We start from the raw sequence: 23897 nt of genomic DNA, 5'->3' as shown, positions 1-23897 counted from the left end.
TGCAGGATGCCGGGGAGCTTTTGCGGCGGTTTCGAGGTCGCAAGCGTGCTCGTTGTCGCAAATGGCGATTCCCGAGCTGGATGGTGGCATATTGATATGGCTTTTGCCGATGAAAAGTGCTTCCTTATGGAGTTTGCCTGCCTGCCCGTCGTTCGGGCCCGCGTGCTTCGAGGCTAGTGCCGATGACAACCCTTTCACTGCTGGTCTGCGATGACTCCGCCATGGCGCGCAAGCAGCTGCTGCGAGCGCTGCCGCCCGAGTGGCCGGTGGATGTCTGTCAGGCCGCCCATGGCCAGGAGGCCATGGAGCGGATTCGCCTGGGAGGCATCGATCTGCTCCTGCTCGACCTGACCATGCCGGTGCTGGATGGCTACGGCGTGCTCACCGCCTTGCGGGACGAGGGGCTGGAGTGCCGGGTCATCGTGGTGTCGGGCGATGTGCAGGAAGAGGCGATACGGCGGGTGACCGAGCTGGGCGCGCTGGCCTTCCTGAAGAAGCCGGCCGACCCTGCGCTGGTGCGCGAGACCCTGCAGCGCCTGGGGTTGTTCGACGAGGTCGCGACGGCTGAGCCGGCATCGGCGCCCGTGCCGGTGGCGAGCGAGCCCGAGGTCAATTTCCGCGATGCCTTCCGCGAAGTGATCAACGTCGCCATGGGGCGTGCCGCCGCGCTGCTGGCGCGGGTGCTGGGGGTGTTCGTGCAGTTGCCGCTGCCCAACGTCAACATCCTCGAGGTCGGCGAGCTGCACATGGCCCTGGCCGATGCCCAGAGCGACGAGCGCCTGACGGCCGTCTGCCAGGGCTATATCGGCGGGGGCATCGCCGGCGAGGCGCTGTTGATCTTCCACGACTCGGAAGTGGAGCACATGGCCCGCCTGCTGCACCGCGAGGCCGTCGAGGCGTCGTCCATGGAGATGCTGCTGGACATGGGCAGCGTGCTGATCGGTGCCTGCCTCAGCGGCATCGCCGAGCAGATCAACATCCGTTTCTCCCAGGGCCACCCGCAGATTCTCGGCCAGCACGCGCCGATCGACGAACTGATCCGCCTCAACCAGCAGCGCTGGCGCAAGACGCTGGCGGTGGAGTTCAGCTACAGCATCGAAGGCCACGATATCCACTTCGACCTGATGCTGTTGTTCACCGAGGACTCGGTGCCGCTGCTGACCAAGAAACTCGCCTACATGATGGGTTGATCCATGGCCGAGACCGTCGATCTCAACGAATTCCACTGGCTGCTGACCATCGTGCAGAGCATCGATGTCGGCGTGGTGGTGCTGGACCGCCAGTTCCGTATCGAGGTATGGAACGGCTTCATGGAGAACCGCTCCGGCCGCCCGCCGGAAGAGGTGCTGCAGAAGTCCTTCTTCGACCTGTTCCCGGAAGTGGAACAGGAGTGGTTCCGCCACAAGGTGGACAGCGTTGCCACCCTGGGCACGCCGGCGTTCACCATCTGGGAGCAGCGGCCCTATCTGGTGCGGTTCAAGAACTACCAGCCGATCACCGGGCAGGAAGACTTCATGTACCAGAACACCACCATCCTGCCGCTGCAGGCCACCAACAGCCGCATCGAGCATGTCTGCCTGATCATCTACGACGTCACCGACGTGGCGGTGAACAAGCACCAGCTGCAGTCGGCCAACCAGCAGCTCAAGCACCTGGCGCGCACCGACCGGTTGACCGGCCTGAACAACCGCGGCCACTGGGAAGAGGAGCTGCGCCGGGAGTACTCGCGCCATCGCCGCTACGGCAGCATGGCGGCGCTGGTGATCTTCGACATCGACCACTTCAAGCGGATCAACGACACCTACGGCCACCCGGCCGGTGACAAGGTCATCCAATTCGTCGCCGAGGTGGTGCGCGAGGCGATCCGCGAGACGGACATCGCCGGGCGCTACGGCGGTGAGGAGTTCGTAGTGCTGCTGCCCGACGTCGACAAGGTCGGCGCCAGGCTGTTCGCCGAGCGCCTGCGGCAACTGGTGGAGGCGCTGGTGGTGGACGCCGACGGCCAGGAAATCCGCTTCACCATCAGCCTGGGCGTGGCCGACCTGGGGCAGGCCAGCCAGGATCACCAGCAACTGATCGAATGGGCCGACCGCGCGCTCTATCACTCCAAGCACGGCGGCCGTAACCGGGTCACCGTCCACGGCGGCTAGCGGGCGCCAGCCGCGCGGGGCGTGGTCAGTTCGGGGTGACCTTGACCAGCACGCCCAAGCTGCCGTTGTCCAGGTAGGTCAGCTCGCCCAGCTTCAGGCGGCTCTTCTGGCGCACGCGCTCGCTGCCGGTGAGCAGGCCGTCGTTGTCGAAGCGGTTGATCCAGAAGTCCGCCTCCAGGTCGACCAGACGCTGCTGTTCGCTCAGGGTGACGACGCCTTCGACCGGGAAGTGGCCGAACTGCTCGTTGCCGGTGCCGAGCCAGGACTTCTCTGGCACCGCCCCGAGGTGCTGTGCCCAGGCCTTGTGCAGCAGCACCTGATAGCCGTTGCCCGGGCTGAGCCGCGCCGCTTCCTCATTCAGCGCGGTACCGCGCTCGTTGCCGGCGATGGGCATGGCGCCCACGGCCCAGTCGTCCGGCGCGGGCTGGCTGGCCGAGAGTGTCTCACCCGACTGGCGGAAGACGATCAGCTCGATCTGGTACAGGCCGTCGGCGAAGGCGGTCGGGGCCATCATGCAGAGCAGCAGGAAGAGGGGGCGGAGCGCGCGCATCGGGTCAGTCCTTTCAGGCGGATTGCGGGGCGAGGCGCTCCAGCAGCGCCTCCAGGGTGTTGAAGCGTTCTTCCGGGCGTTCCATCGGCACCTGCAGCTTGAACTGGGTGGCGCCCTCGAACTTGTAGCGGGCCGGCGCGCTCTGGATCAGCTTGATCAGCACCAGCGGATCGACACTGGTGTCGGCGGCGAACTCGATGCGCCCGCCCTGGGGGCCGGCGTCGATCTTCTTGATGCCGAGCTTCTCCGCCTGCAGCTTGAGCAGGGTCAGGCGCATCAGGTTCTTGGTCGCCTCCGGCAGCAGGCCGAAGCGGTCGATCATCTCCACCTGCAGCTCCTTCAGGCCGTCCTCGTCGGCGGCCGAGGCGATGCGCTTGTAGAGGATCAGGCGGCTGTGCACGTCCGGCAGATAGTCATCGGGGATCAGCGCCGGCACTCGCAGGTTGACCTCCGGACCACCGCCCAGCGGCTGCTCCAGGTTGGGTTGCTCGCCCTTGCGGATGGCCTTCACAGCGCGTTCGAGCATCTCCATGTAGAGGGTGAAGCCGACCGCCTGGATCTGTCCGCTCTGGCCGTCGCCGAGCAGTTCGCCGGCGCCGCGGATCTCCAAGTCGTGGGTGGCGAGGACGAAGCCGGCGCCCAGGTCCTGGGCGTTGGCGATAGCCTCCAGGCGCTTCTGTGCGTCCTCGGTCATCTGCTTGCGTGGCGGGGTCAGCAGGTAGGCGTAGGCCTGGTGGTGACTGCGGCCGACCCGGCCGCGCAGCTGGTGCAGCTGGGCCAGGCCGAACTTGTCGGCACGCTCGATGAGGATGGTGTTGGCGCTGGGCACGTCGATGCCGGTCTCGATGATGGTCGAGGCGATCAGCACGTTGAAGCGCTTGTGGTAGAAGTCGCTCATCACCCGTTCCAGGTCGCGCTCGTGCATCTGCCCGTGGCCGATGCCGATGCGTGCCTCGGGCACCAGTGCGGCCAGGTCGGCGGCGCACTTCTCGATGGTCTTCACATCGTTGTGCAGGTAGTACACCTGGCCACCGCGCAGCAGTTCGCGCAGCAGGGCTTCCTTGATCGTCGGGTTGTTCTGCTCCATGACGAAGGTGCGCACCGACAGTCGGCGTGCCGGCGGCGTGGCGATGATCGACAGGTCGCGCATGCCCGATACCGCCATGTTCAGCGTGCGCGGAATCGGCGTGGCGGTGAGGGTGAGGATGTCGACTTCGCTGCGCAGGGCCTTGAGCTGTTCCTTCTGGCGCACGCCGAAGCGGTGTTCCTCGTCGATGATGCACAGGCCCAGGTCCTTGAAGCGCACATCGTCCTGCAGCAGCTTGTGGGTGCCGATGACGATGTCGATCTTGCCCTCGGCCAGCTTGACCACCGCCTCGCTGACTTCCTTGGCCGACTTGAAGCGGCTCATCACCTCGACCGTCACCGGCCAGTCGGCGAAGCGGTCGCGGAAGCTGTTGTAGTGCTGCTGGGCGAGCAGGGTGGTGGGCACCAGCACCGCCACCTGTCTCCCGCTATGGACAGCGATGAAGGCGGCGCGCATGGCCACCTCGGTCTTGCCGAAGCCGACATCGCCGCACACCAGGCGATCCATCGGCTTGGCTGCCAGCATGTCCTCGCGCACCGCGTCGATGGCGTTCTGCTGGTCCGGGGTCTCCTCGAAGGGGAAGCCGGCGCTGAAGGTGGCGTAGTCGACGGCCGGGTCCTTGAACGCGTAGCCCTCGCGTGCGGCGCGGCGGGCGTAGATGTCGAGCAGTTCGGCGGCGACGTCGCGCACCTGCTCGGCGGCCTTGCGCTTGGCCTTCTGCCAGGTCTCCGAGCCGAGGCGGTGCAGCGGGGCGAGGGCGTCGTCGCTGCCGGTGTAGCGGGCGATCAGGTGCAGGCTGGCCACCGGCACGTAAAGCTTGGCTTCCTCGGCGTACATCAGGGCGAGGAATTCGGCGGCCTGGCCGTCGAACTCCATGGTCACCAGGCCCAGGTAGCGGCCGACACCGTGGTCGATGTGCACCACCGGCGCGCCTTCGCGCAGTTCGGTGAGGTTCTTGATCACGTTGTCGCCGCCATCGCGCGATTTCTCGCGGCGGCGGCGCTGCATCACGCGCTGGCCGAACAGCGGGCTCTCGGCGACCAGGGCGAGGTCGTCGAGCAGCAGCCCTTCGTCCAGCGGGGCGATGGTGATGGCCAGGCGCTCCCGGCTCTCGGCGAATTCCTTCCAGCCGGCCACTTCCACCGGCTTGAGCTTGAGCCGCGCCAGCAGCTCCAGCAGCACCTCGCGGCGGCCGGCGGACTCGGCGCTGAACAGCACGCGGCCCGGATATTCCTCGATGAAGCGGCGCAGGGCGGCCAGCGGCTCGGTCGCCTTGGCCTGGATCGCCAGGTCGGGCAGGGCGCGGGCGTCGAAGCGCTCGCGGCCGACGCCGACCTCCACGTCTTCCTGGCTGACCACCACGCGCGGCCAGCGTTTCAGACGGGCGAAGCAGTCTTCCACCGGCAGGAAGATGTCGGCCGGTGGCAGCAGCGGGCGCTCCGGGTCGACGCGGCGATCCTCGTAGCGGTTGCGCGCGTCGAGCCAGAACTGCTCGGCGGCCTGTTCGATGCCGGGCAGGGAGAACACCTGGGTGTCGCCCGGCAGGTAGTCGAACAGGGTGCCGGTTTCCTCGAAGAACAGCGGCAGGTAGTACTCGATGCCGGCCGGGGTGATGCCGGAGGCCAGGTCCTGATAGATCGGGCAGCGGCGGAAGTCGACATCGAAGCGCTCGCGGAAGCGCCCGCGGAAGTCGGTGACGGCCTTCTTCTCCAGGGGGAACTCGCGGGCCGGCAGCAGGCGGATGGATTCCACCTTGTCCACCGAGCGCTGGGTCTCCGGGTCGAAGGTGCGCAGGGTCTCGATCTCGTCGTCGAACAGGTCGATGCGGAAGGGCGTGTCGCTGCCCATCGGGAACAGGTCGATCAGCGCGCCGCGCACGGCGAACTCGCCGTGCTCGTAGACGGTGTCCACACAGCGGTAGCCGGCCGCTTCCAGGCGGCCGCGCATTTCTTCCACGTCGAGCTTCTGGCCGACGTCCAGCACCAGGCCGGAGCCGAGCAGGAAACGGGTCGGCGCCAGGCGGTGCAGGGCGGTGGCGATCGGTACCACCAGCACGCCGTGCTTGATCTCCGGCAGGCGGTAGAGGGTGGCGATACGCTGGGAAATGATGTCCTGGTGCGGCGAGAACACGTCGTAGGGCAGGGTTTCCCAGTCCGGGAAGTGCAGCACCGGCAGGTCCGGGGCGAAGAACGCCAGCTCTTCTTGCAGGCGCTCGGCGCTCTGGCTGTCGGCGGTCAGCAGCAGTGTGAAGCGGCGGGCCTCGCTGGCGGCCTCGGCGACGGCCAGGCTCAGCGCGGCCCCGGGCAGGTTGCCCCAGTGCTGTTTGCCGGCGGCTCCCGGCAGTTTCGGCAAGTGCAGTACGGGCACGGGTGTCACGGTCCCTGGCGAAAAGAAAGGGGCGATTGTAGCGCTTAAAGCAGCGGCAGGCTTCAAGCCGCGCGCTGCAGGCCTGGCGCGAAGCAAGGCCGAGAGCGTGTCAGCCGGGCTTGCAGGGGGCTTGAAGGCTATCCAAGGCTTTTGTAGCGCTTGCCGGCAGCTCGGTTTTTCTTCAGCGCATCATCCAAGAAGCCCGTCATACCGGCGCAGGCCGGTATCCAGCTGCCAGCACGGCGCTGCCTGCGCGTCTCCTGGACCCCGGCCTGCGCCGGGGTGACGGGGGAGAGTAAGGTGCTGGGAGAAAAACCACGTTGCCTGGCGGGTTGAGACAGGCTTCTTAAGCGCGGAAGCGCTGAATCTGCTGCTGCAGGCCGTTCGCCAGTTGCGCCAGGTCGCGGCTTGCCAGCGAGCTTTGTTCGGCGCTGCTGACCACTTCGCCGATGCTGTCGTTGAGGCTGCTGATGTTCTGGCTGATCTCGTTGGCTACCGCCGTCTGCTCCTCGGTGGCGGCGGAAATCTGCACGTTGCCGTCGGCGATGCCTTCGATGGCGTGGGCGATGTGGTTGAGCACCTCGCCGGCCTCGCGGGCATGGCTGACGCTGTTCTGCGCCTGCTCGCGCGACAGTTGCATGGCGCTCACCGCGCTGCGCGCGCCGCTTTGCAGGGCGTCGATCATGCCGCGAATCGACTCGGTGGCCTTCTGCGTATTGCTTGCCAGGCTGCGCACCTCGTCGGCGACCACGGCGAAACCGCGCCCGGCCTCGCCCGCCCGTGCGGCCTCGATGGCGGCGTTGAGCGCCAGCAGGTTGGTCTGCTCGGCGATGCTTTGAATCACGCCGAGCACCTTGCTGATCTCGTCGCTCTGGGCATGCAGGGTGTCGATCACTTCGCCGGCCTTCTCCACCGACTCCGACAGGCCCTGGATCGCCCGCAGATTGGACTGCACCAGCTCGCTGCCCTGGCGTGCCTCCTTGTTCGCCTTGTCGGCGTTGCCCGCCGTGGACTGGGCATTCTGTGCCACTTCCTGCACCGCCACGCTCATCTCGTGCACCGCCGTGGCGACCATGTTGGTCTGGTCGCCCTGCGTGGTGGCTGCCTGACTGACCTGGGTGCTGATCGCACTCATCTCCTCGGAGGCGGCGGCGAGCTGCACGGCCGTATCCGTCAGATGGCGAATCAGCGACTGCTGGTGTTCCAGCAGCAGGTTGAAGGCGCGGGCGGTGTAGGACACTTCGTCACGGCCGTCGGCATTGGCGCGCAGGGTCAGGTTGGAGGACTCCTGCACCTCGCTGATCACGCTGCGCAGGCTGGACAGCGGACGGATGATCGACAGGCTGATCGCCAGCGCCGCCCCCAGCACCAGCAGCAGCGCCACTCCACCGATGACGATGAAGGTGTTGCGCATCGACAGGTACTGGGCGGCGGTGGCGGCGCCGAGGCGTTCGCCTTCGTTCAGTTGCAGGGCGATCAGGCCATTCAGCTCGCCGTCCAGCGGGTCGAAGGTGTCGTACAGCGTGCGGTTGAAGGTGGTGGCGTCGGTGGCCAGCAGCTGACCATTGGCGACCTGCCCCATGTATTGGTCGGCCAGTTGCTGCACTCGCTGCAAATAGGGCTTGGTGCGCTCGACCCGGCTGCTTTCCTCGGCGGTCAGGCGGGTGGCGATGTACTCGCTCCAGGCCTTGTCGCCTTCGCTGCGGGCCTCGCCGAAGATCCTGCGCAGCGCCGCTTCATCGATGGTGCCGCCGCGGTACTTGTGCAGCGCATCGACCATCGAGATCGCGTAGGCGTCGGCCACCACCTTGAGCTGGCTGATGGGCCGCATGCGGTCCTTGAACAGCTCGTCGAAGCTGTCGTTGAGCTTGCTGGCATTGGCCAGCGCCATGCCGATGACCGCCACCAGCACCAGCAGTGGCACCACCGCCAGCAACAACAGCCTTGCACGTACCGTCAATTGAGCCAGCATAAGCATCTCCCCATGGAGTATCGCGCGAACATCCATGCAGAGCGCAAGCGAAGGCCCCGGTACTCCAGGTTGGTGCCGAATTCGTCAGAGTATTGACCATATCGGCGAACCTGCCGCCTACTTGAGGTCGCGAGCCGTGGGGGAGGCTGCATGCGTCGCGACAGGCGTACATTGCCCCGCCTGGCGGCGGTCGGCATAATGTAGCCCCTTTTTTCAGCCCCTACATGCGGAAGGTATAGCTCGTGACTCAGAAGCCCGACCAGTGTCTCGGTGAGTGGATTGACCGTGAAGCCCTCGCGGAAGCGATGATTCCGCTGATCGGCCAGCTCTACCGCAACAACAATGTCGTGACCTCGATCTACGGCCGTGGCCTGATCAACCGTTCGGTGATCGATATCCTCAAGGCCCACCGCTTCGCCCGCCACCGCCTGGACGGCGAGAGCGAACTCTCCGTGCACGATACCTTCCCCATCCTCAAGACCATGAGCGACCTGAAACTGGGTGCCGCCTCCGTGGACCTGGGCAAGATGGTCGCCAAGTTCAAGACCGAGGCCAACGGCCGCAGCATCGAGCAGTTCACCAAGGACGAACTGGCCGACGTGGCCGGCAAGCAGAACGGCGCCGCCCGTGAAGGCACCGACGTGGTTCTGTACGGCTTCGGTCGTATCGGCCGCCTGCTGGCGCGCATCCTGATCGAGAAGACCGGTGGCGGCGACGGCCTGCGCCTGCGCGCCATCGTCGTGCGCAAGGGCGCCAGCAACGACCTGGTCAAGCGTGCCAGCCTGCTGCGCCGCGACTCCGTGCATGGTCCGTTCAACGGCACCATCACCATCGATGAGGAAAACAACACCCTGACCGCCAACGGCAACCTGATCCAGGTGATCTACGCCAAGGACCCGAAGGAAGTCGACTACACCCAGTACGGCATCAAGAACGCCCTGCTGGTCGACAACACCGGCGTCTGGCGTGACGCCGAGGGCCTGGGTCAGCACCTGGCCTGCCCGGGTGTCGATCGCGTGGTGCTGACCGCGCCGGGCAAGGGCGCGCTGAAGAACATCGTGCATGGCATCAACCATGGCGACATCACCGCCGACGACAAGATCATCTCCGCCGCTTCCTGCACCACCAACGCCATCGTGCCGGTGCTGAAGGCCGTGAATGACCAGTACGGCATCGTCAACGGCCACGTCGAGACCGTTCACTCGTACACCAACGACCAGAACCTGATCGACAACTTCCACAAGGGCAGCCGTCGTGGCCGCAGCGCTGCGCTGAACATGGTGATCACCGAGACCGGTGCCGCCACCGCCGCCGCCAAGGCCCTGCCGGTGCTGAAGGGCAAGCTGACCGGCAACGCCATCCGCGTGCCGACGCCGAACGTCTCCATGGCCATCCTCAACCTGAACCTGGAGAAGGCCACCACCCGCGAAGAGATCAACGAGTACCTGCGCCAGATGGCCATGCACTCTGACCTGCAGAAGCAGATCGACTTCGTCAACTCCCAGGAAGTGGTGTCCACCGACTTCGTCGGCTCGCGCCACGCCGGTGTGGTCGATGCCGAAGCCACCATCAGCAACGACAACCGCGTCGTGCTGTACGTGTGGTACGACAACGAGTTCGGCTACAGCTGCCAGGTGGTCCGCGTGATGGAAGACATGGCCGGGGTCAACCCGCCCGCTTTCCCGCGCTAAGCGCCAGGGCAATACGCAAAACGGGAGCTTCGGCTCCCGTTTTTCGTTGGTGGCTATGGCTCAATGGCGTTTGGTGGCGCAATCCTGTTCTCGCGGGTATTTCGGATGGCAATCCGGCTCATCCGCGGATTTCGCGGCCAAGGCCGCTCCCACAGGTTGGGTATGGCTTATTCGTTTCGAGGCTTGTGCGGCAGGGTGTCGCGGGGAGTGTCGGCACGGTTTTTTCATGGCCTGTTGCTTGGTGTTACGACTTACTGGTCGAAATAAGAGCTGGCCGGTGTGCTTCACCTGGCTTATGTCCTTATAATTCCGAGAATTTTTCCCGAGTCGTGCCCTTCGGCGACTGCTTCCGGCAGCCGCCTGGCGTTTTTTTGCGACATGGGAAGGCCGGACAAGCGGGCTTTGGATTTTTCGGATGATCAAGATCAAGCGTGGGCTGGACCTGCCCATCAGCGGCGCTCCCGAGCAGCGCGTGGAGCCCGCCAGGGCCGCGCGCAGCGTGGCGCTGCTGGGGTGTGACTATCACGGCATGAGGCCGACCATGGCCGTGCAGGTGGGCGACCGGGTCCGCCTCGGCCAGGTCCTGTTCTCGGACAAGCGGAACCCGGGCGTGCATTTCACCTCGCCGGGAGCCGGCGTGGTCGCCGCCATCCACCGTGGCGAGCAGCGCATGCTGCAGTCGGTGGTGATCGACCTGGAAGGCGACGAGGCCGTCGAATTCGCCCGCTACGAAGCTTCCCGGCTGTCCTCCCTGGACGCCGCGCTGGTGCGCGAGAACCTGCAGCAGTCCGGCCTCTGGAGCGCCCTGCGCACCCGTCCGTTCAGCAAGGTGCCGGCCGTGGACGCCGTGCCCAGCTCGATCTTCGTCACGGCTATCGATACCCACCCGCTGGCGGCCGATCCCAGCGTGATCATCGGCGAGCGCGCCGACGACTTCGCCAACGGCCTGGCCGTGCTGGCGCGCCTGGCCAGAGTGTTCCTGTGCAAGGCGCCGGGCGTTTCCCTGCCGGGCGAGGCGCAGGCCACCCCAGTCGAATTCGCCGGGCCGCATCCGGCGGGCCTGCCGGGCACCCACATCCACTTCCTCGACCCGGTCGGCGCGACCCGGAGCGTGTGGCAGATCGGCTACCAGGACGTGCTGGCCATCGGCGCGCTGTTCACCACCGGCTACCTGAACCCGGAGCGCGTGGTGGCCCTGGCCGGGCCGGTGGTGACACGGCCGCGCCTGCTGCGCACGCGCCTGGGCGTCAGCCTGGAAGAGTTGTGCGCCGGCGAGCTGCGACCTGGGCATACCCGGATCATCTCCGGCTCGGTGCTGGGCGGCCGCACCTCCCACGGCGCCTTCGCCTTCCTTGGTCGCTACCACGTCCAGGTCTCGTGCCTGCACGAAGGCACCGAGCGGCAGCTGCTGCACTACCTGCGCCCCGGAGTGAACAAGCATTCGGTGCTGAACATCTTCGTTTCCCGGCTGCTGGGCGGTCGCAAGCTGGCGATGGACACCAGCACCAACGGCAGCCCCCGGGCGATGGTGCCGGTGGGCAACTACGAGGCGGTGATGCCGCTCGACATCCTGCCGACCCAGCTGCTGCGCTACCTGATCGTCGGCGACACCGAGATGGCGCAGAAGCTCGGCTGCCTCGAGCTGGACGAAGAAGACCTGGCCCTGTGCTCCTACGTGTGTGCAGGCAAGTACGAGTACGGCCCGATCCTGCGGGATAACCTGGCTCGCATCGAGAAGGAGGGCTGATCCATGTCTCTGCGCAGATTCCTCGACAAGATCGAGCACCACTTCGAACACGGCGGGCGCTACGAGAAGTGGTACGCCCTCTACGAGGCGGTGGACACCTTCTTCTACCGCCCCGGCAGCGTCACCCGCGGCACGGCCCACGTGCGCGACGGCATCGATCTCAAGCGCATGATGATCACCGTGTGGCTGTGTACCTTCCCGGCCATGTTCTTCGGCATGTGGAACGTCGGCTACCAGGCCAACCTGCTGTACGCGCAGAGCCCCGAGCTGCTGGCCGCCCAGGACGGCTGGCGCTTCGGCCTGATCGGCTTGCTCGCCGGGTTCGACCCCAACAGCCTGTGGGACTGCCTGGTCCAGGGCGCGGCCTACTTCCTGCCGGTCTACCTCACCAGCTTCATCGTCGGCGGCTTCTGGGAGGTGCTGTTCGCCAGCATCCGCCGCCACGAGATCAACGAGGGCTTCTTCGTCACCTCGATCCTGTTCGCCCTGATCCTGCCGCCGAGCATCCCGCTGTGGCAGGTTGCGCTGGGCATCAGTTTCGGCGTGGTGATCGGCAAGGAAGTGTTCGGCGGCACCGGCAAGAACTTCCTCAACCCGGCGCTGGTCGGTCGCGCCTTCCTGTTCTTCGCCTACCCGGCGCAGATTTCCGGCGACGAGGTATGGACCGCCGTGGACGGCTTCTCCGGCGCCACGGCGCTGTCGATCGCCTCGGCCAGCGGCGTCGAGCAGCTGACCCAGAGCGGCCTGAGCTGGTGGGACGCCTTCATCGGCCTGGAGCAGGGCTCCATGGGCGAGACCAGCACCCTGGCGATCCTGCTCGGTGGCGCGGTCCTGCTGCTCACCAAGATCGCCTCCTGGCGCATCGTGGTGGGCCTGATGCTCGGCATGATCGCCACCAGCAGCCTGTTCAACTGGATCGGCTCGGACAGCAACCCGCTGTTCGCCATGCCCTGGCACTGGCACCTGGTGGTCGGCGGGTTCGCCTTCGGCATGATCTTCATGGCCACCGACCCGGTGTCGGCCTCCATGACCGACACCGGCAAGTGGGTGTTCGGCGCGCTGATCGGCGTGATGGTGGTGCTGATCCGGGTGGTCAACCCGGCGTTCCCCGAGGGCATGATGCTGGCGATCCTGTTCGCCAACCTCTGCGCGCCCCTGATCGATCACTTCGTCGTGCAGGCGAACATCAAGCGGAGGCTCGCCCGTGGTCAAGCATGAATCGACTCTGCGTACCCTGATCGTCGCCCTGCTGGTGTGCCTGGTCTGCTCGGTGTTCGTCGCCGGCGCCGCAGTCACGCTCAAGCCGCTGCAGGACAAGAACCGCGAGCTGGACGAGCAGCGCAGCATCCTCGCCATCGCCGGCCTGGGGCATGCCGACATGAGCGCGGACGAAGTGCAGGAGTTCTATGCCCGCAGTATCCACGTGCGTCTGGTGGACCTGCGCACCGGCCGCTTCAGTGCGGATGGCGAGGCGGTGGGCTTCGATCACCTGGCCGCCGCCCGTGACCCGGCGCAGTCCGACGCGTTGCCGGCGGAACGGGATATCGCCGCGATCGGCCGCCGCGAGCATCTGTCCACCGTCTATCTGGTCGAGCATGACGGCAGCCTCGACACCCTGATCCTGCCGGTGCGGGGCTACGGCCTGTGGTCGACCCTCTACGGCTTCATCGCGGTGAAGAGCGACCTGAATACCGTGGTCGGCTTCGGCTTCTACCAGCACGGCGAGACGCCCGGTCTGGGCGGTGAAGTGGATAACCCGAAATGGACCGGGCTGTGGTCGGGCAAGACCCTGTTCGACGACGACGGCCAACTGGCGGTGGAAGTCATCAAGGGCGTCGTAGACCCGCAATCGGCCCGCGCGGCGCACCAGGTCGACGGCCTGGCCGGCGCCACCCTGACCAGCAAGGGCGTGAACAATCTGCTGCATTTCTGGCTCGGCGAGAGCGGCTTCGGCCCCTTCCTGGCCAACCTGAAGAAAGGGGAGGCCTGACATGTCTCAACCCAGCATCAAGAGCGTGCTGCTCGATCCCATCCTGCACAACAACCCCATCGGCCTGCAGATCCTCGGTATCTGCTCGGCCCTGGCGGTGACCTCCACCCTCAAGACCGCGCTGGTGATGTCGATCGCCCTGACCCTGGTGACCGGCTTCTCCAACCTGTTCATCTCGATGATCCGCCGCCAGATTCCCACCTCCATCCGGATGATCGTGCAGGTGGTGATCATCGCCTCGCTGGTGATCGTGGTGGACCAGGTGCTCAAGGCCTTCGCCTTCAGCCTGGCCAAGCAGCTGTCGGTGTTCGTCGGCCTGATCATCACCAACTGCATCGTGATGGGTCGCGCCGAGGCCTTCGCCATGTCCCACCCGCCGGTGCTGTCGTTCTTCGACGGCATCGGCAACGGCCTGGGCTACAGCGCCATGCTGGTGGCCCTGGGCGTGATCCGCGAGCTGTTCGGCTCCGGCTCGCTGCTGGGCTACCAGATCCTCCCGCTCGTCAGCGACGGCGGCTGGTACCAGCCCAACGGGCTGCTGTTGCTGCCGCCCTCGGCATTCTTCCTGATCGGCCTGATCATCTGGGCGCTGCGCAGCTACAAGCCGGAGCAGAAGGAAGCGCCGTCCTACCGCCTGGCGCCGCAGGTCTCCGACCGGGAGGCCTACTGATGGAGCATTACCTGGGCCTGTTCGTGAAGGCCATGTTCGTCGAGAACATGGCGCTGGCCTTCTTCCTCGGCATGTGCACCTTCATCGCCATCTCGAAGAAGGTGGAGACCGCGCTGATGCTCGGCATCACCGTGGTGGTGGTGCAGGTCATCACCGTGCCGCTGAACAACCTGATGTACACCTATCTGCTGAAGGACGGTGCCCTGGCCTGGGCCGGCCTGCCGGAGGTGGACCTGAGCTACCTGGGCCTGATCTGCTACATCGGCCTGATCGCGGCCGTGGTGCAGATCATGGAGATGGTGCTGGACAAGTACCTGCCCAAGCTGCACCACGCCCTGGGCATCTTCCTGCCGCTGATCACCGTGCACTGCGCCATCTTCGGCGGCACCCTGTTCATGGTCGAGCGCGAATACGACTTCACCGAGAGCGTGGTCTACGGCCTGGGTTCCGGGTCGTCCTGGGCGCTGGCCATCGTGCTGCTGGCGGCGATCCGCGAGAAGCTCAAGTACAGCGACGTGCCGGAAGGGCTGCAGGGCCTCGGGATCACCTTCATCACCATCGGTCTGATGTCGCTCGGCTTCATGTCGTTCGGCGGCATCCAGCTGTGAGGAGCAACTGATGGCTTTCGAGATTCTCCTGGCGATCGGCATGTTCGCCGGCATCGTCCTGGCGCTGGTGGCGATCATCCTCGTGGCGCGGGCGCGGCTGGTGTCCGGCGGCGACGTCAACATCCTGATCAACGGCGAGCGCACGCTCACCGTGCCGGCCGGCGGCAAGCTGCTGCAGACCCTGGCGGCCAACGACCTGTTCCTGTCCTCGGCCTGCGGCGGCGGCGGCACCTGCGCCCAGTGCAAGTGCATCGTGGAAAGCGGTGGCGGCGAGATGCTGCCCACCGAGGAATCCCACTTCACCCGGCGCGAGGCCCGGGCCGGCTGGCGCCTGTCCTGCCAGACGCCGGTCAAGCAGGACATGTGCATCGAGGTGCCGGCCGAAGTGTTCGGCGTGAAGAAGTGGGAATGCACGGTGGAGTCCAACCCCAACGTCGCCACCTTCATCAAGGAGCTGACCCTGCGCCTGCCGGAAGGCGAGCACGTGGATTTCCGCGCCGGCGGCTACGTGCAGCTGGAATGCCCACCCCACGTGGTGCACTACAAGGACTTCGACATCCAGCCCGAGTACCGCGGCGACTGGGACCGCTTCAACCAGTGGCAGTACGTGTCCAAGGTCGACGAGACGGTGATCCGCGCTTACTCGATGGCCAACTACCCGGACGAGAAGGGCATCGTCAAGTTCAACATCCGCATCGCCTCGCCACCGCCGGGCAGGGAACACATCCCGCCGGGCAAGATGTCGTCCTGGGTGTTCGGCCTCAAGCCGGGCGACAAGGTCACGGTGTACGGGCCGTTCGGCGAGTTCTTCGCCCGCGACACCGACGCCGAGATGGTCTTCATCGGCGGCGGCGCCGGCATGGCGCCGATGCGCTCGCACATCTTCGACCAGCTCAAGCGCCTCAAGAGTCAGCGCAAGATCAGCTTCTGGTACGGCGCGCGCTCCCTGCGCGAGGCCTTCTACGTGGAGGAGTTCGACCGCCTGGCCGCGGAGAACCCCAACTTCGAGTGGCACCTGGCGCTGTCCGACCCGCAGCCCGAGGATGACTGGCAGGGCTATACCGGATTCATCCACCACGTGCTCTACGAGCATTACCTCAAGGACCATCCGGCGCCCGAGGACTGCGAGTTCTACATGTGCGGCCCGCCGATGATGAACGCTGCGGTGATTCAGATGCTGCTGGACCTGGGCGTGGAGCGCGAGAACATCCTGCTGGACGACTTCGGTGGCTAGCACCCCGTTGGCTGGCATCCGCCGGGCCGGGCTGCTCGCGGCGCTGCTGGCCGGCGCCCTGCTGGCCGGTTGCGGCGACAGAGTGGAGGAGTTCGGCGGCCCGACCATGGGCAGCCACTACTCGGTCAAGTATGTGGCCAACGCGAGCACGCCGGAGCCGGCCGCGCTCAAGGCGGAGGTCGAGGCCCTGCTGGCCGAGGTCGACGAGCAGATGTCCACCTGGCGCGCCGACTCTGAACTGTCCCGCTTCAACCGCCTGCCTGCCGGCAACTGCCGCGTCATGCCGGAACCGGTGCTGCGTCTAGTGCGGCTGGGCGAGGAACTGTCGACGCAGGGCGACGGTGCCTTCGACCTCACCGTGGAGCCGCTGCTCGACCTGTGGGGCTTCGGCCCGCAGTCGCGCGGCGAGCGGGTGCCCACCGCCGAGGAGATCGCCGAGGCGCGGGCCAATGTCGGCCACCAGCTCCTGCGCATCGACGGCGAGCGTCTGTGCAAGGTGGCCGCGGTGCAGCTCGACCTGAACAGCATCGCCGCCGGCTACACCGTCGACCTGGTCGGTGCGCGGCTGGCCGAACTGGGCGTGGGCAGCTACCTGCTCGACATCACCGGCGAACTCAAGGGCATGGGCCGCAAGCCTGACGGCACGCCCTGGCGCATCGCCATCGAGGCACCCCGGGCCGACCAGCGGGTGGCGCAGAAGATACTGACGCTGGACGGCCTCGGCGTTTCCACCTCGGGCGACTACCGCAACTACTTCGAGCGGGACGGCCGGCGCTACTCCCACACCCTCGACCCGCGCAGCGGCGCGCCCATCGACCACCGGCTGGCCTCGGTCACCGTGCTCGATGCGCAGGCCCTGCGTGCTGACGGGTTGTCTACGCTATTGATGGTGCTGGGACCGGAGCGCGGCTATGCCTTCGCCGAGCAGGCGGGCATTCCCGCGCTCTTCGTCACCCGCACCGACGAGGGCTTCGCCAGTCGCGCCACGCCCGAGTTCACACGCCGCTTCGGCGAAGGAGACAAGCCATGACCTGGTTGCTGGTGTTCGGCCTGATGCTGCTGGTGGTGCTGGGCATGGCCGTGGGCGTGATCTTCGGCCGCAAGCCCATCGCCGGCTCTTGCGGCGGCATCGCCGCCCTGGGTATCGAGAAGGAGTGCTCGATCTGCGGCGGCAACCGGCAGAAGTGCGAGGAGGCCAATCGCGACGAGAATGGCGATGTAGTGGACGCAAAGCTCGCCTACGACGCGACCAAGCGCTAATGTGCTGCGCGAATTCGCCGGGCTAAGCTGGGCGACGACGAATGTGCCGCGAGGCACCTGCAGGGCGCCGTGGGCGCCCTGAGCCGTTCTGAGAGGAGTGAGCATGGCGGTCTACAACTACGACGTGGTGGTGCTGGGTTCCGGCCCGGCGGGCGAGGGCGCGGCGATGAACGCGGCCAAGGCCGGGCGCAAGGTGGCGGTGGTCGACAACCGCCCGCTGGTGGGCGGCAACTGCACCCACCTCGGCACCATCCCGTCCAAGGCGCTGCGCCACTCGGTACGGCAGATCATGCAGTACAACACCAACCCGCTGTTCCGCCAGATCGGCGAGCCGCGCTGGTTCTCCTTCCCCGACGTGCTGAAGAGCGCCGAGCGGGTGATCGCCAAGCAGGTCGCCTCGCGTACCGGCTACTACGCACGCAACCGCATCGACGTGTTCTTCGGCACCGCCAGCTTCTCCGACGAGCAGACCGTCGAAGTGGTCTGCAGCAGCGGCGTGGTGGAGACGCTGGTGGCCAAGCAGATCGTCATCGCCACCGGCTCGCGCCCCTACCGCCCGGTGGACGTGGACTTCAACCATTCGCGCATCTACGACAGCGACACCATCCTCAGCCTGACCCACACGCCGCGCCGCATCATCATCTACGGCGCCGGGGTGATCGGCTCCGAGTACGCCTCGATCTTCAGTGGCCTCGGTGTGCTGGTGGACCTGATCGACAACCGCGACCAGCTGCTCAGCTTCCTCGACGACGAGATTTCCGACGCCCTCAGCTACCACCTGCGCAACAACAACGTGCTGATCCGCCACAACGAGGAGTACGAGCGCATCGAGGGGCTGGAGAACGGGGTGATCCTGCACCTCAAGTCGGGCAAGAAGATCAAGGCCGACTGCCTGCTGTGGTGCAACGGCCGTACCGGCAACACCGACAAGCTGGGCCTGGAGAACATCGGCATCAAGGTCAACAGCCGCGGCCAGATCGAGGTGGACCAGGAGTACCGCACGCCGGTGAGCAACATCTTCGCCGCCGGCGACGTGATCGGCTGGCCGAGCCTGGCCAGCGCCGCCTACGACCAGGGCCGCTCGGCCGCCGGCAGCGCGGTGGAGAACGACAGCTGGCGCTTCGTCGACGACGTGCCGACCGGCATCTACACCATTCCGGAGATCAGCTCCATCGGCAAGACCGAGAAGGAGCTGACCCAGGCCAGGATTCCCTACGAGGTCGGCAAGGCCTTCTTCAAGGGCATGGCCCGGGCGCAGATTTCCCACGAGCCGGTGGGCATGCTGAAGATCCTGTTCCACCGCGATACCCTGGAAATTCTCGGCGTGCACTGCTTCGGCTACCAGGCCTCGGAGATCGTCCACATTGGCCAGGCGATCATGAACCAGAAGGGCGAGGCGAACAGCATCAAGTACTTCGTCAACACCACCTTCAACTACCCGACCATGGCCGAGGCCTACCGGGTGGCGGCGTTCGACGGTCTCAACCGGCTTTTTTGACCGGCTCCGACCGGTGGCCTGAACCGGTCGGGGGCGATCCCCTCAGCGATTCCCGCGAGTGGCGCTGGCCGAACCGGGAGAGCTTCTGAACAGGCGCGACGCCACGCACGAAAAACCGGCCCCGGGGCCGGTTTTTCGCTTTCTCCCCTCTCCCTTTGGGAGAGGGGCCGGGGGTGAGGGAGTGCCAAGTCGCTCGGAGTTGCCTGCATGCCCCTCACCCTAGCCCTCTCCCGGAGGGAGAGGGAATCCAAGGTCAGCGCTTGAGCGTATCGACGGCCAGGCCCGGGAAGTCGGTGATGATGCTGTCCACGCCGAAGTCGGCCAGGCGGCGCATCAGCGCCGGGTCGTTGACCGTCCACACCGACACGTGCAGGCCGGCCTTCTGCGCCTTGAGCAGGCGCTCCGGGGTGCACAGGGTCCAGTTCAGGGCGAGCATGGAGCATTCGTGGTGGGCGGCCACCTTGAGCGGGTCGAGCCAGTCGTACTCGGCGACCAGGCCGCGCGACAGCTCCGGGGTCAGCCGGCGCAGCGCGCGCAGCACCTCGCGCGAGCTGCTGGTGACGGTGACCCTGTCCGTGATGCCGAAGCGCTCGGCGAGCGCCTGGATGGCCAGCACGGTGCGCGCCGCGCGCACCCGCGAAGCGCTCTTCACTTCCAGTTGCCAGTGCTCGAACGGGCACTGCTCGAACAGGGTTTCCAGCTTGGGAATGGGGCAGGGCGTCTTCCAGCCCGGGCCGCCCAGGCGGGCGTCCAGTTCCACCAGTTCCGCGGCATCGTGCTCCACCACCTTGCCGCGGCGGCCGGTGGTGCGCTTGAGGGTCGGGTCGTGGATCACCATCAGCTCGCCGTCGCGTGACAGGTGCAGGTCCAGTTCGCAACGGTTCACACCGTGTTCGAGGCAGCGCTGGAAGCTGGCGAGCGTGTTTTCCGGTGCTTCGCCCTTGGCGCCGCGGTGGCCGTAGATGAGGGTCACGGTTGTTCCTTGGTGGGATGGCGGGGCTGGTGGTGAAGCACGCTGTTCACCACATGGTCGTACTCGAAGTAGACGCTGAAGGTGCGGTAGTCCCAGCGGGTGATGGGCGGCTGGCCCACCGGCGGGTGTTCCTCGTCCGCCAGGCCGAAGCGCTCCAGCACCGAGCGCTTGGACTCGCCGAGCTGGGGCAGGCCGGCGACGGCATCGCCCTGCTGGCCGACCGGAATTTCGATGGTCTCGGCCAGCGCCGGCAGCGGCAGCCAGAGGGCCAGCAGCAGGGGAAGGGTTCTCATCGTTGCTGCTCCTTGGCCATGCGCCGTTCCAGGGCCTGCTTCTGCAGGATGTGGCGGGCCACCAGTTGGCGCTGTGCATCGGTGAGCGCCTCGAACTCGGTGCCGATCTCGAACTGGCCGTTGTCGCGCGGCTGGCAGTGCACGACCTTGGCGCGCAGCAGCAGGCCCAGGGCTTGGGGCATCAGCACCATCTTGATCGCCAGGTGGCTGCCCGGCGGCACGGCCTGGCCGTGGTTGAAGCTGATGCCTCCCTCGGACATGGACACCCGGCGCGGCGCGCCGATGTCGCGCAGCAGGCTCTGCGCAACGGCCTGGCCGAGCAGGTCGATGCGCTTGTTCATCACCTTGAGGTAGTTGGCCAGGGTGCGGTCGCGCTCGCCGATATGGCGCAACAGGTGCTGCGACTCGAAGTCCAGCAGGTGCATGTCGCTGAGCAGATTGAACAACGGCGAGTTGTCGTGCAGCGGTTCACTGGCCTGCGCTTCGGCGCCGGAGAGGAGGCTGAAATCCAGTGCTATCGTATCCTCGATACGATAGTATTCGCGGCGATCATCGGCGTCTTGATTCGACATGGCGAACCCATGGCAGCAGTGGTGGTCTGAGTGTAAAGCCGCGCGCCAGGCCCCGCCACAAGGACGTTTCTCCCTTTCCGCCAGCGAACCCCTCACTCATGTTCAGACCCCTGCCGTTCTTCATCGGCTTGCGTTACACGCGGGCCCGACGCCGCAGCCTGTTCGTCTCCTTCATCTCCCTTACCTCCATCATCGGTCTGGCCCTGGGCGTACTGGTGATGATAGTCGTGCTGTCGGTCATGAACGGTTTCGACCGCGAAATGCGCGACCGCGTTCTGGGCATGGTGCCCCACGCCACCCTGGACAGCACCACCCCTATCCAGGACTGGCGCACCATCGGCGAAGGGCTGTTGCGCCATCCGCAGGTGGCGGCGATCGCCCCCTTCACCCAGATGCAGGGGCTGCTGACCCATAACGGCCAGGTACAGAAAGTGCTGGTCAACGCCATCGACCCGGCCGAAGAGGGCAAGGTGTCGATCATTGGCGACTACTTCCTCAAGGACCAGGGCACGCTCGATTCGCTCGAGGCCGGCGGCTTCGGCATCCTCATCGGCGACCTGGCGGCGAACAAGCTCGGCCTCAAGCTCGGTGACAAGGTCACCTTCGTCGCGCCCGAGGTGGCGGTGACCCCGGCGGGAATGTTCCCGCGCATGAAGCGCTTCACCGTGGTCGGCATCTTCCATGTCGGCGCCGGTGAGATCGACGGCCACGTGGTGATGACCCACGTCGAGGACGCCGGCCGCCTGCTGCGCCTCAAGGCGGGCGAGGTGCAGGGCATCCGCCTCAAGCTGCACGACCTGTTCCAGGCGCCGCAGGTGGCCTGGGAACTGGCCGGCCTGCTGCGCGAGCAGGACTTCTACGCCCGCGACTGGACCCGCACCCACGGCAACCTGTACCAGGCCATCCGCATGGAGAAGACTATGATCGGCCTGCTCCTGCTGCTGATCGTCGCGGTCGCCGCCTTCAACATTATCTCCACCCTGGTTATGGTGGTGACCGACAAGAAGGCCGACATCGCCATCCTCCGCACTCTCGGCGCCACGCCGCGGCAGATCATGCTGACCTTCATGGTCCAGGGTTCAGTGATCGGCGTGGTCGGCACCCTGGCCGGCGGCGTGCTCGGTGTGCTCGCGGCGCTCAACGTCAGCGACGCGATCAAGGGGCTGGAGCGCCTGCTGGGCATCCAGTTCCTCAATTCCGAGGTGTACTTCATCGATTACCTGCCGTCGCAGGTGCAGGTCCAGGACGTCGCGCTGGTCTGCGGCGCGGCGCTGGTCCTGAGTTTCCTCGCCACCCTTTACCCGGCCTGGCGCGCGGCGCGCACCCAGCCCGCGGAGGCTTTGCGTTATGAGTGACAAGTCGGTCCTGAGTTGCCGCAACCTGGGCAAGAGCTACGAGGAAGGCCCGCAGACGGTCGAGGTCCTGAGCGGCGTGGAGCTGGAGCTGCTGCCCGGCGAGCGGGTGGCCATCGTCGGCTCCTCCGGCTCGGGCAAGAGCACCCTGCTGAACATGCTCGGCGGCCTGGACACGCCCAGCAGGGGCAGCGTCTGGCTGGCCGGCGAGGAACTCTCGGCGCTGAACGAGAAGGCCCGCGGTCTGCTGCGCAACCGCGCGCTGGGCTTCGTCTACCAGTTCCACCACCTGCTACCCGAGTTCACCGCGCTGGAGAACGTGTGCATGCCGCTGCTGATCGGCAAGACGCCGATCCCCGAGGCGCGCCAGCGTGCTACCGCGCTGCTGGAGCGGGTCGGCCTCGGCCATCGTCTGTCGCACAAGCCGTCCGAGCTGTCCGGCGGTGAGCGCCAGCGCGTTGCCATCGCCCGCGCCCTGGTCAACAGCCCGGCGCTGGTGTTGCTCGACGAGCCCACCGGCAACCTCGACCAGTACACCGCCCAGGGCATACAGGAGCTGATGCACGAACTCAGCCGCGACTCGCGCACCGCCTTCCTGGTAGTGACCCACGACCCGCAGCTGGCCGGCCAGATGGACCGCGTGCTGCGCCTGGAAGACGGCAAGCTGGTGGCTGCCTGATGTTCCGCCCGCTGAGCATCTTCGTCGGCGCCCGCTACACCCGGGCCAAGCGGCGCAACCACTACATCTCGTTCATCTCGCTGACCTCGATGATCGGCTTAGGCCTAGGCGTGCTGGCGATGATCGTGGTGCTGTCGGTGATGAACGGCTTCCAGAAGGAAATGAGCTCGCGCATCCTCGGCATGGTGCCCCATGCCACCCTGTCCGCCGCGCAGCCGCTGGACGACTGGCAGGCAGTGGCCGCCGCCGCGATGAAGCACCGTCAGGTGACCGGCGCGGCGCCTTTCGCCGAGCTGGAGGGCATGTTCTCCTACAAGGGCACCATGCAGCCGGTGCAGATCAACGGTATCGACCCGGTCGAGGAACAGAAGGTCTCGATCATCGGCAAGCACATGGTCCAGGGCCGCCTGGAAGACCTCAAGCCGGGCGAGTTCGGCGTGGTCATCGGCGAGATCAGCGCGCGGCGCTTCCGTCTCAACGTCGGCGACAAGCTGACCCTGATCGTGCCGGAGCTGAGCAACGCCGCCGGCGGCATCACCCCGCGCATGCTGCGCCTGTCCGTGGTCGGCGTGTTCAAGGTCGGCGCGGAGCTGGACGGCAGCCTGGCGCTGATCAACATCGCCGATGCGTCCAGCGTGCAGCGCATGGCCGAAGGTCAGGTGCAGAGCGTGCGCATTGCCCTCAAGGACCTGTACCAGGCGCCGCAGGTGTCGGCTGCCATCGCCGCCGAGCTGGGTGCCGGCTACAAGGCGGTCGACTGGACGCGCACCCAGGGCAGCCTGTTCAGCGCCATGCAGATGGAGAAGACCATGATCGGCCTGCTCCTGCTGCTGATCATCGCGGTGGCTGCGTTCAACATCATCGCCACGCTGATCATGGTGGTGGCTGACAAGCGCGCGGACATCGCCATCCTGCGCACCCTGGGCGCCACGCCCGGGCAGATCATGGCCATGTTCATGGTCCAGGGCACGGTGATCGGCTGCATCGGCACCCTGATCGGCGGCGTGCTGGGCGTGATCGTCGCGCTCAACGTCAGCACCTGGGTGGCCTGGCTGGAGCGGGTCAGCGGCGCCCACGTGTTCAGCTCGGACGTGTACTTCATCAGCAGCCTGCCGTCCGACCTGCGCGGCCTGGACGTGCTGCTGATCTGCAGCGCGGCGCTGCTGATGAGCTTCCTCGCCACCCTCTATCCGTCCTGGCGGGC

General features: G+C 66.4%; 21 protein-coding genes. 15 read left to right on the top strand and 6 right to left on the bottom strand.

Translation table 11 applies throughout. The features are described from left to right. Positions 1-182 precede the first annotated feature (182 nt). Both N7640_RS03035 and N7640_RS03030 read left to right on the top strand, forming a co-directional pair. Positions 183-1190: a response regulator gene (locus tag N7640_RS03035; protein WP_279904308.1), complete on the top strand. Its 1008-nt coding sequence runs from the start codon at positions 183-185 to the stop codon at positions 1188-1190. Between the two features lie 3 nt (positions 1191-1193). Next, positions 1194-2150 (top strand): diguanylate cyclase, encoded by a 957-nt coding sequence (locus N7640_RS03030; RefSeq protein ID WP_279904309.1) that lies wholly within the window; start codon positions 1194-1196, stop codon positions 2148-2150. A 25-nt stretch (positions 2151-2175) separates the two neighbouring features. Here the strand turns inward: N7640_RS03030 and N7640_RS03025 are convergent, their stop codons facing one another. The 3 genes from N7640_RS03025 to N7640_RS03015 all read right to left on the bottom strand — a co-directional run bounded on the left by N7640_RS03025 (position 2176) and on the right by N7640_RS03015 (position 8126). Next, a complete protein-coding gene (locus tag N7640_RS03025) occupies positions 2176-2700 on the bottom strand; it encodes a CsiV family protein (protein WP_279904310.1) in 525 nt (174 codons plus the stop codon). Between the two features lie 13 nt (positions 2701-2713). Continuing rightward, positions 2714-6154, bottom strand: coding sequence for a transcription-repair coupling factor (gene mfd / locus N7640_RS03020; RefSeq protein ID WP_279904311.1), 3441 nt, complete (start codon positions 6152-6154; stop codon positions 2714-2716). 346 nt (positions 6155-6500) lie between these two features. Next, positions 6501-8126: a methyl-accepting chemotaxis protein gene (locus N7640_RS03015; RefSeq protein WP_279904312.1), complete on the bottom strand. Its 1626-nt coding sequence runs from the start codon at positions 8124-8126 to the stop codon at positions 6501-6503. A 242-nt stretch (positions 8127-8368) separates the two neighbouring features. On the opposite strand from N7640_RS03015, the gene N7640_RS03010 reads away from it, so the two are divergent. From N7640_RS03010 to sthA, 10 genes are all read left to right on the top strand, one after another. Further along, the gene (locus N7640_RS03010; protein WP_220814782.1) at positions 8369-9817 is read left to right on the top strand and encodes a glyceraldehyde-3-phosphate dehydrogenase; all 1449 of its coding nucleotides are present in this window, start codon (positions 8369-8371) and stop codon (positions 9815-9817) included. A gap of 415 nt (positions 9818-10232) precedes the next feature. Then, a complete protein-coding gene (locus N7640_RS03005; protein WP_279904313.1) occupies positions 10233-11564 on the top strand; it encodes a Na(+)-translocating NADH-quinone reductase subunit A in 1332 nt (443 codons plus the stop codon). 3 nt (positions 11565-11567) lie between these two features. After that, positions 11568-12782, top strand: a complete 1215-nt coding sequence (locus tag N7640_RS03000) for an NADH:ubiquinone reductase (Na(+)-transporting) subunit B (RefSeq protein WP_220814784.1) — start codon at positions 11568-11570, stop codon at positions 12780-12782. Next, on the top strand, positions 12769-13554 hold the full coding sequence (locus N7640_RS02995) for a Na(+)-translocating NADH-quinone reductase subunit C (RefSeq protein ID WP_279904314.1): 786 nt from the start codon (positions 12769-12771) through the stop codon (positions 13552-13554). Before N7640_RS03000 ends, N7640_RS02995 begins: the two co-directional genes overlap by 14 nt. A gap of 1 nt (position 13555) precedes the next feature. Beyond that, on the top strand, positions 13556-14224 hold the full coding sequence (locus tag N7640_RS02990) for an NADH:ubiquinone reductase (Na(+)-transporting) subunit D (protein ID WP_279904315.1): 669 nt from the start codon (positions 13556-13558) through the stop codon (positions 14222-14224). Next, entirely contained in the window at positions 14224-14832 is a 609-nt protein-coding gene (gene nqrE / locus N7640_RS02985; RefSeq protein ID WP_220814787.1) for an NADH:ubiquinone reductase (Na(+)-transporting) subunit E, read from the top strand. The genes N7640_RS02990 and nqrE overlap by 1 nt, the downstream gene beginning before the upstream one ends. A 7-nt stretch (positions 14833-14839) precedes the next feature. Next, positions 14840-16066, top strand: a complete 1227-nt coding sequence (gene nqrF, locus N7640_RS02980) for an NADH:ubiquinone reductase (Na(+)-transporting) subunit F (RefSeq protein WP_220814852.1) — start codon at positions 14840-14842, stop codon at positions 16064-16066. 16 nt (positions 16067-16082) lie between these two features. Next, the gene (locus N7640_RS02975; RefSeq protein WP_279904429.1) at positions 16083-17096 is read left to right on the top strand and encodes an FAD:protein FMN transferase; all 1014 of its coding nucleotides are present in this window, start codon (positions 16083-16085) and stop codon (positions 17094-17096) included. Next, entirely contained in the window at positions 17093-17326 is a 234-nt protein-coding gene (gene nqrM / locus N7640_RS02970; RefSeq protein ID WP_220814788.1) for a (Na+)-NQR maturation NqrM, read from the top strand. Before N7640_RS02975 ends, nqrM begins: the two co-directional genes overlap by 4 nt. Before the next feature lie 103 nt (positions 17327-17429). After that, positions 17430-18824, top strand: a complete 1395-nt coding sequence (sthA, locus tag N7640_RS02965; RefSeq protein ID WP_220814789.1) for a Si-specific NAD(P)(+) transhydrogenase — start codon at positions 17430-17432, stop codon at positions 18822-18824. 253 nt (positions 18825-19077) lie between these two features. Here sthA and N7640_RS02960 read toward each other — a convergent pair whose 3' ends face one another. From N7640_RS02960 to N7640_RS02950, 3 genes are read right to left on the bottom strand one after another with little or no spacing between them, the layout of a single operon-like run. After that, positions 19078-19797: a glycerophosphodiester phosphodiesterase family protein gene (locus N7640_RS02960; RefSeq protein WP_279904316.1), complete on the bottom strand. Its 720-nt coding sequence runs from the start codon at positions 19795-19797 to the stop codon at positions 19078-19080. After that, entirely contained in the window at positions 19794-20090 is a 297-nt protein-coding gene (locus N7640_RS02955; RefSeq protein WP_220814791.1) for a phosphodiesterase, read from the bottom strand. The genes N7640_RS02960 and N7640_RS02955 overlap by 4 nt, the downstream gene beginning before the upstream one ends. Then, positions 20087-20662 carry a PilZ domain-containing protein gene (locus N7640_RS02950; RefSeq protein WP_279904317.1) on the bottom strand — a complete coding sequence of 192 codons (576 nt, stop codon included), beginning with the start codon at positions 20660-20662 and terminating at the stop codon, positions 20087-20089. Before N7640_RS02950 ends, N7640_RS02955 begins: the two co-directional genes overlap by 4 nt. A gap of 98 nt (positions 20663-20760) precedes the next feature. Between N7640_RS02950 and N7640_RS02945 the strand changes: the two genes are divergently transcribed. From N7640_RS02945 to N7640_RS02935, 3 genes are all read left to right on the top strand, one after another. Then, complete coding sequence (locus tag N7640_RS02945) at positions 20761-22017, top strand: lipoprotein-releasing ABC transporter permease subunit (protein ID WP_279904318.1); 1257 nt, start codon at positions 20761-20763, stop codon at positions 22015-22017. Further along, positions 22010-22693, top strand: coding sequence for a lipoprotein-releasing ABC transporter ATP-binding protein LolD (gene lolD, locus N7640_RS02940; protein ID WP_279904319.1), 684 nt, complete (start codon positions 22010-22012; stop codon positions 22691-22693). The genes N7640_RS02945 and lolD overlap by 8 nt, the downstream gene beginning before the upstream one ends. Further along, positions 22693-23897: lipoprotein-releasing ABC transporter permease subunit (locus N7640_RS02935; protein ID WP_279906174.1), on the top strand; the 1205-nt coding region annotated here is incomplete at its 3' end. The genes lolD and N7640_RS02935, both read left to right, overlap by 1 nt.

Source organism: Pseudomonas sp. GD04015 (genome assembly GCF_029837675.1).
Taxonomy (GTDB): Bacteria; Pseudomonadota; Gammaproteobacteria; order Pseudomonadales; family Pseudomonadaceae; genus Aquipseudomonas; species Aquipseudomonas paralcaligenes.
The sequence above is the reverse complement of the archived record's forward strand: the minus strand, read 5'-3'. Positions and strand labels throughout refer to the sequence as shown.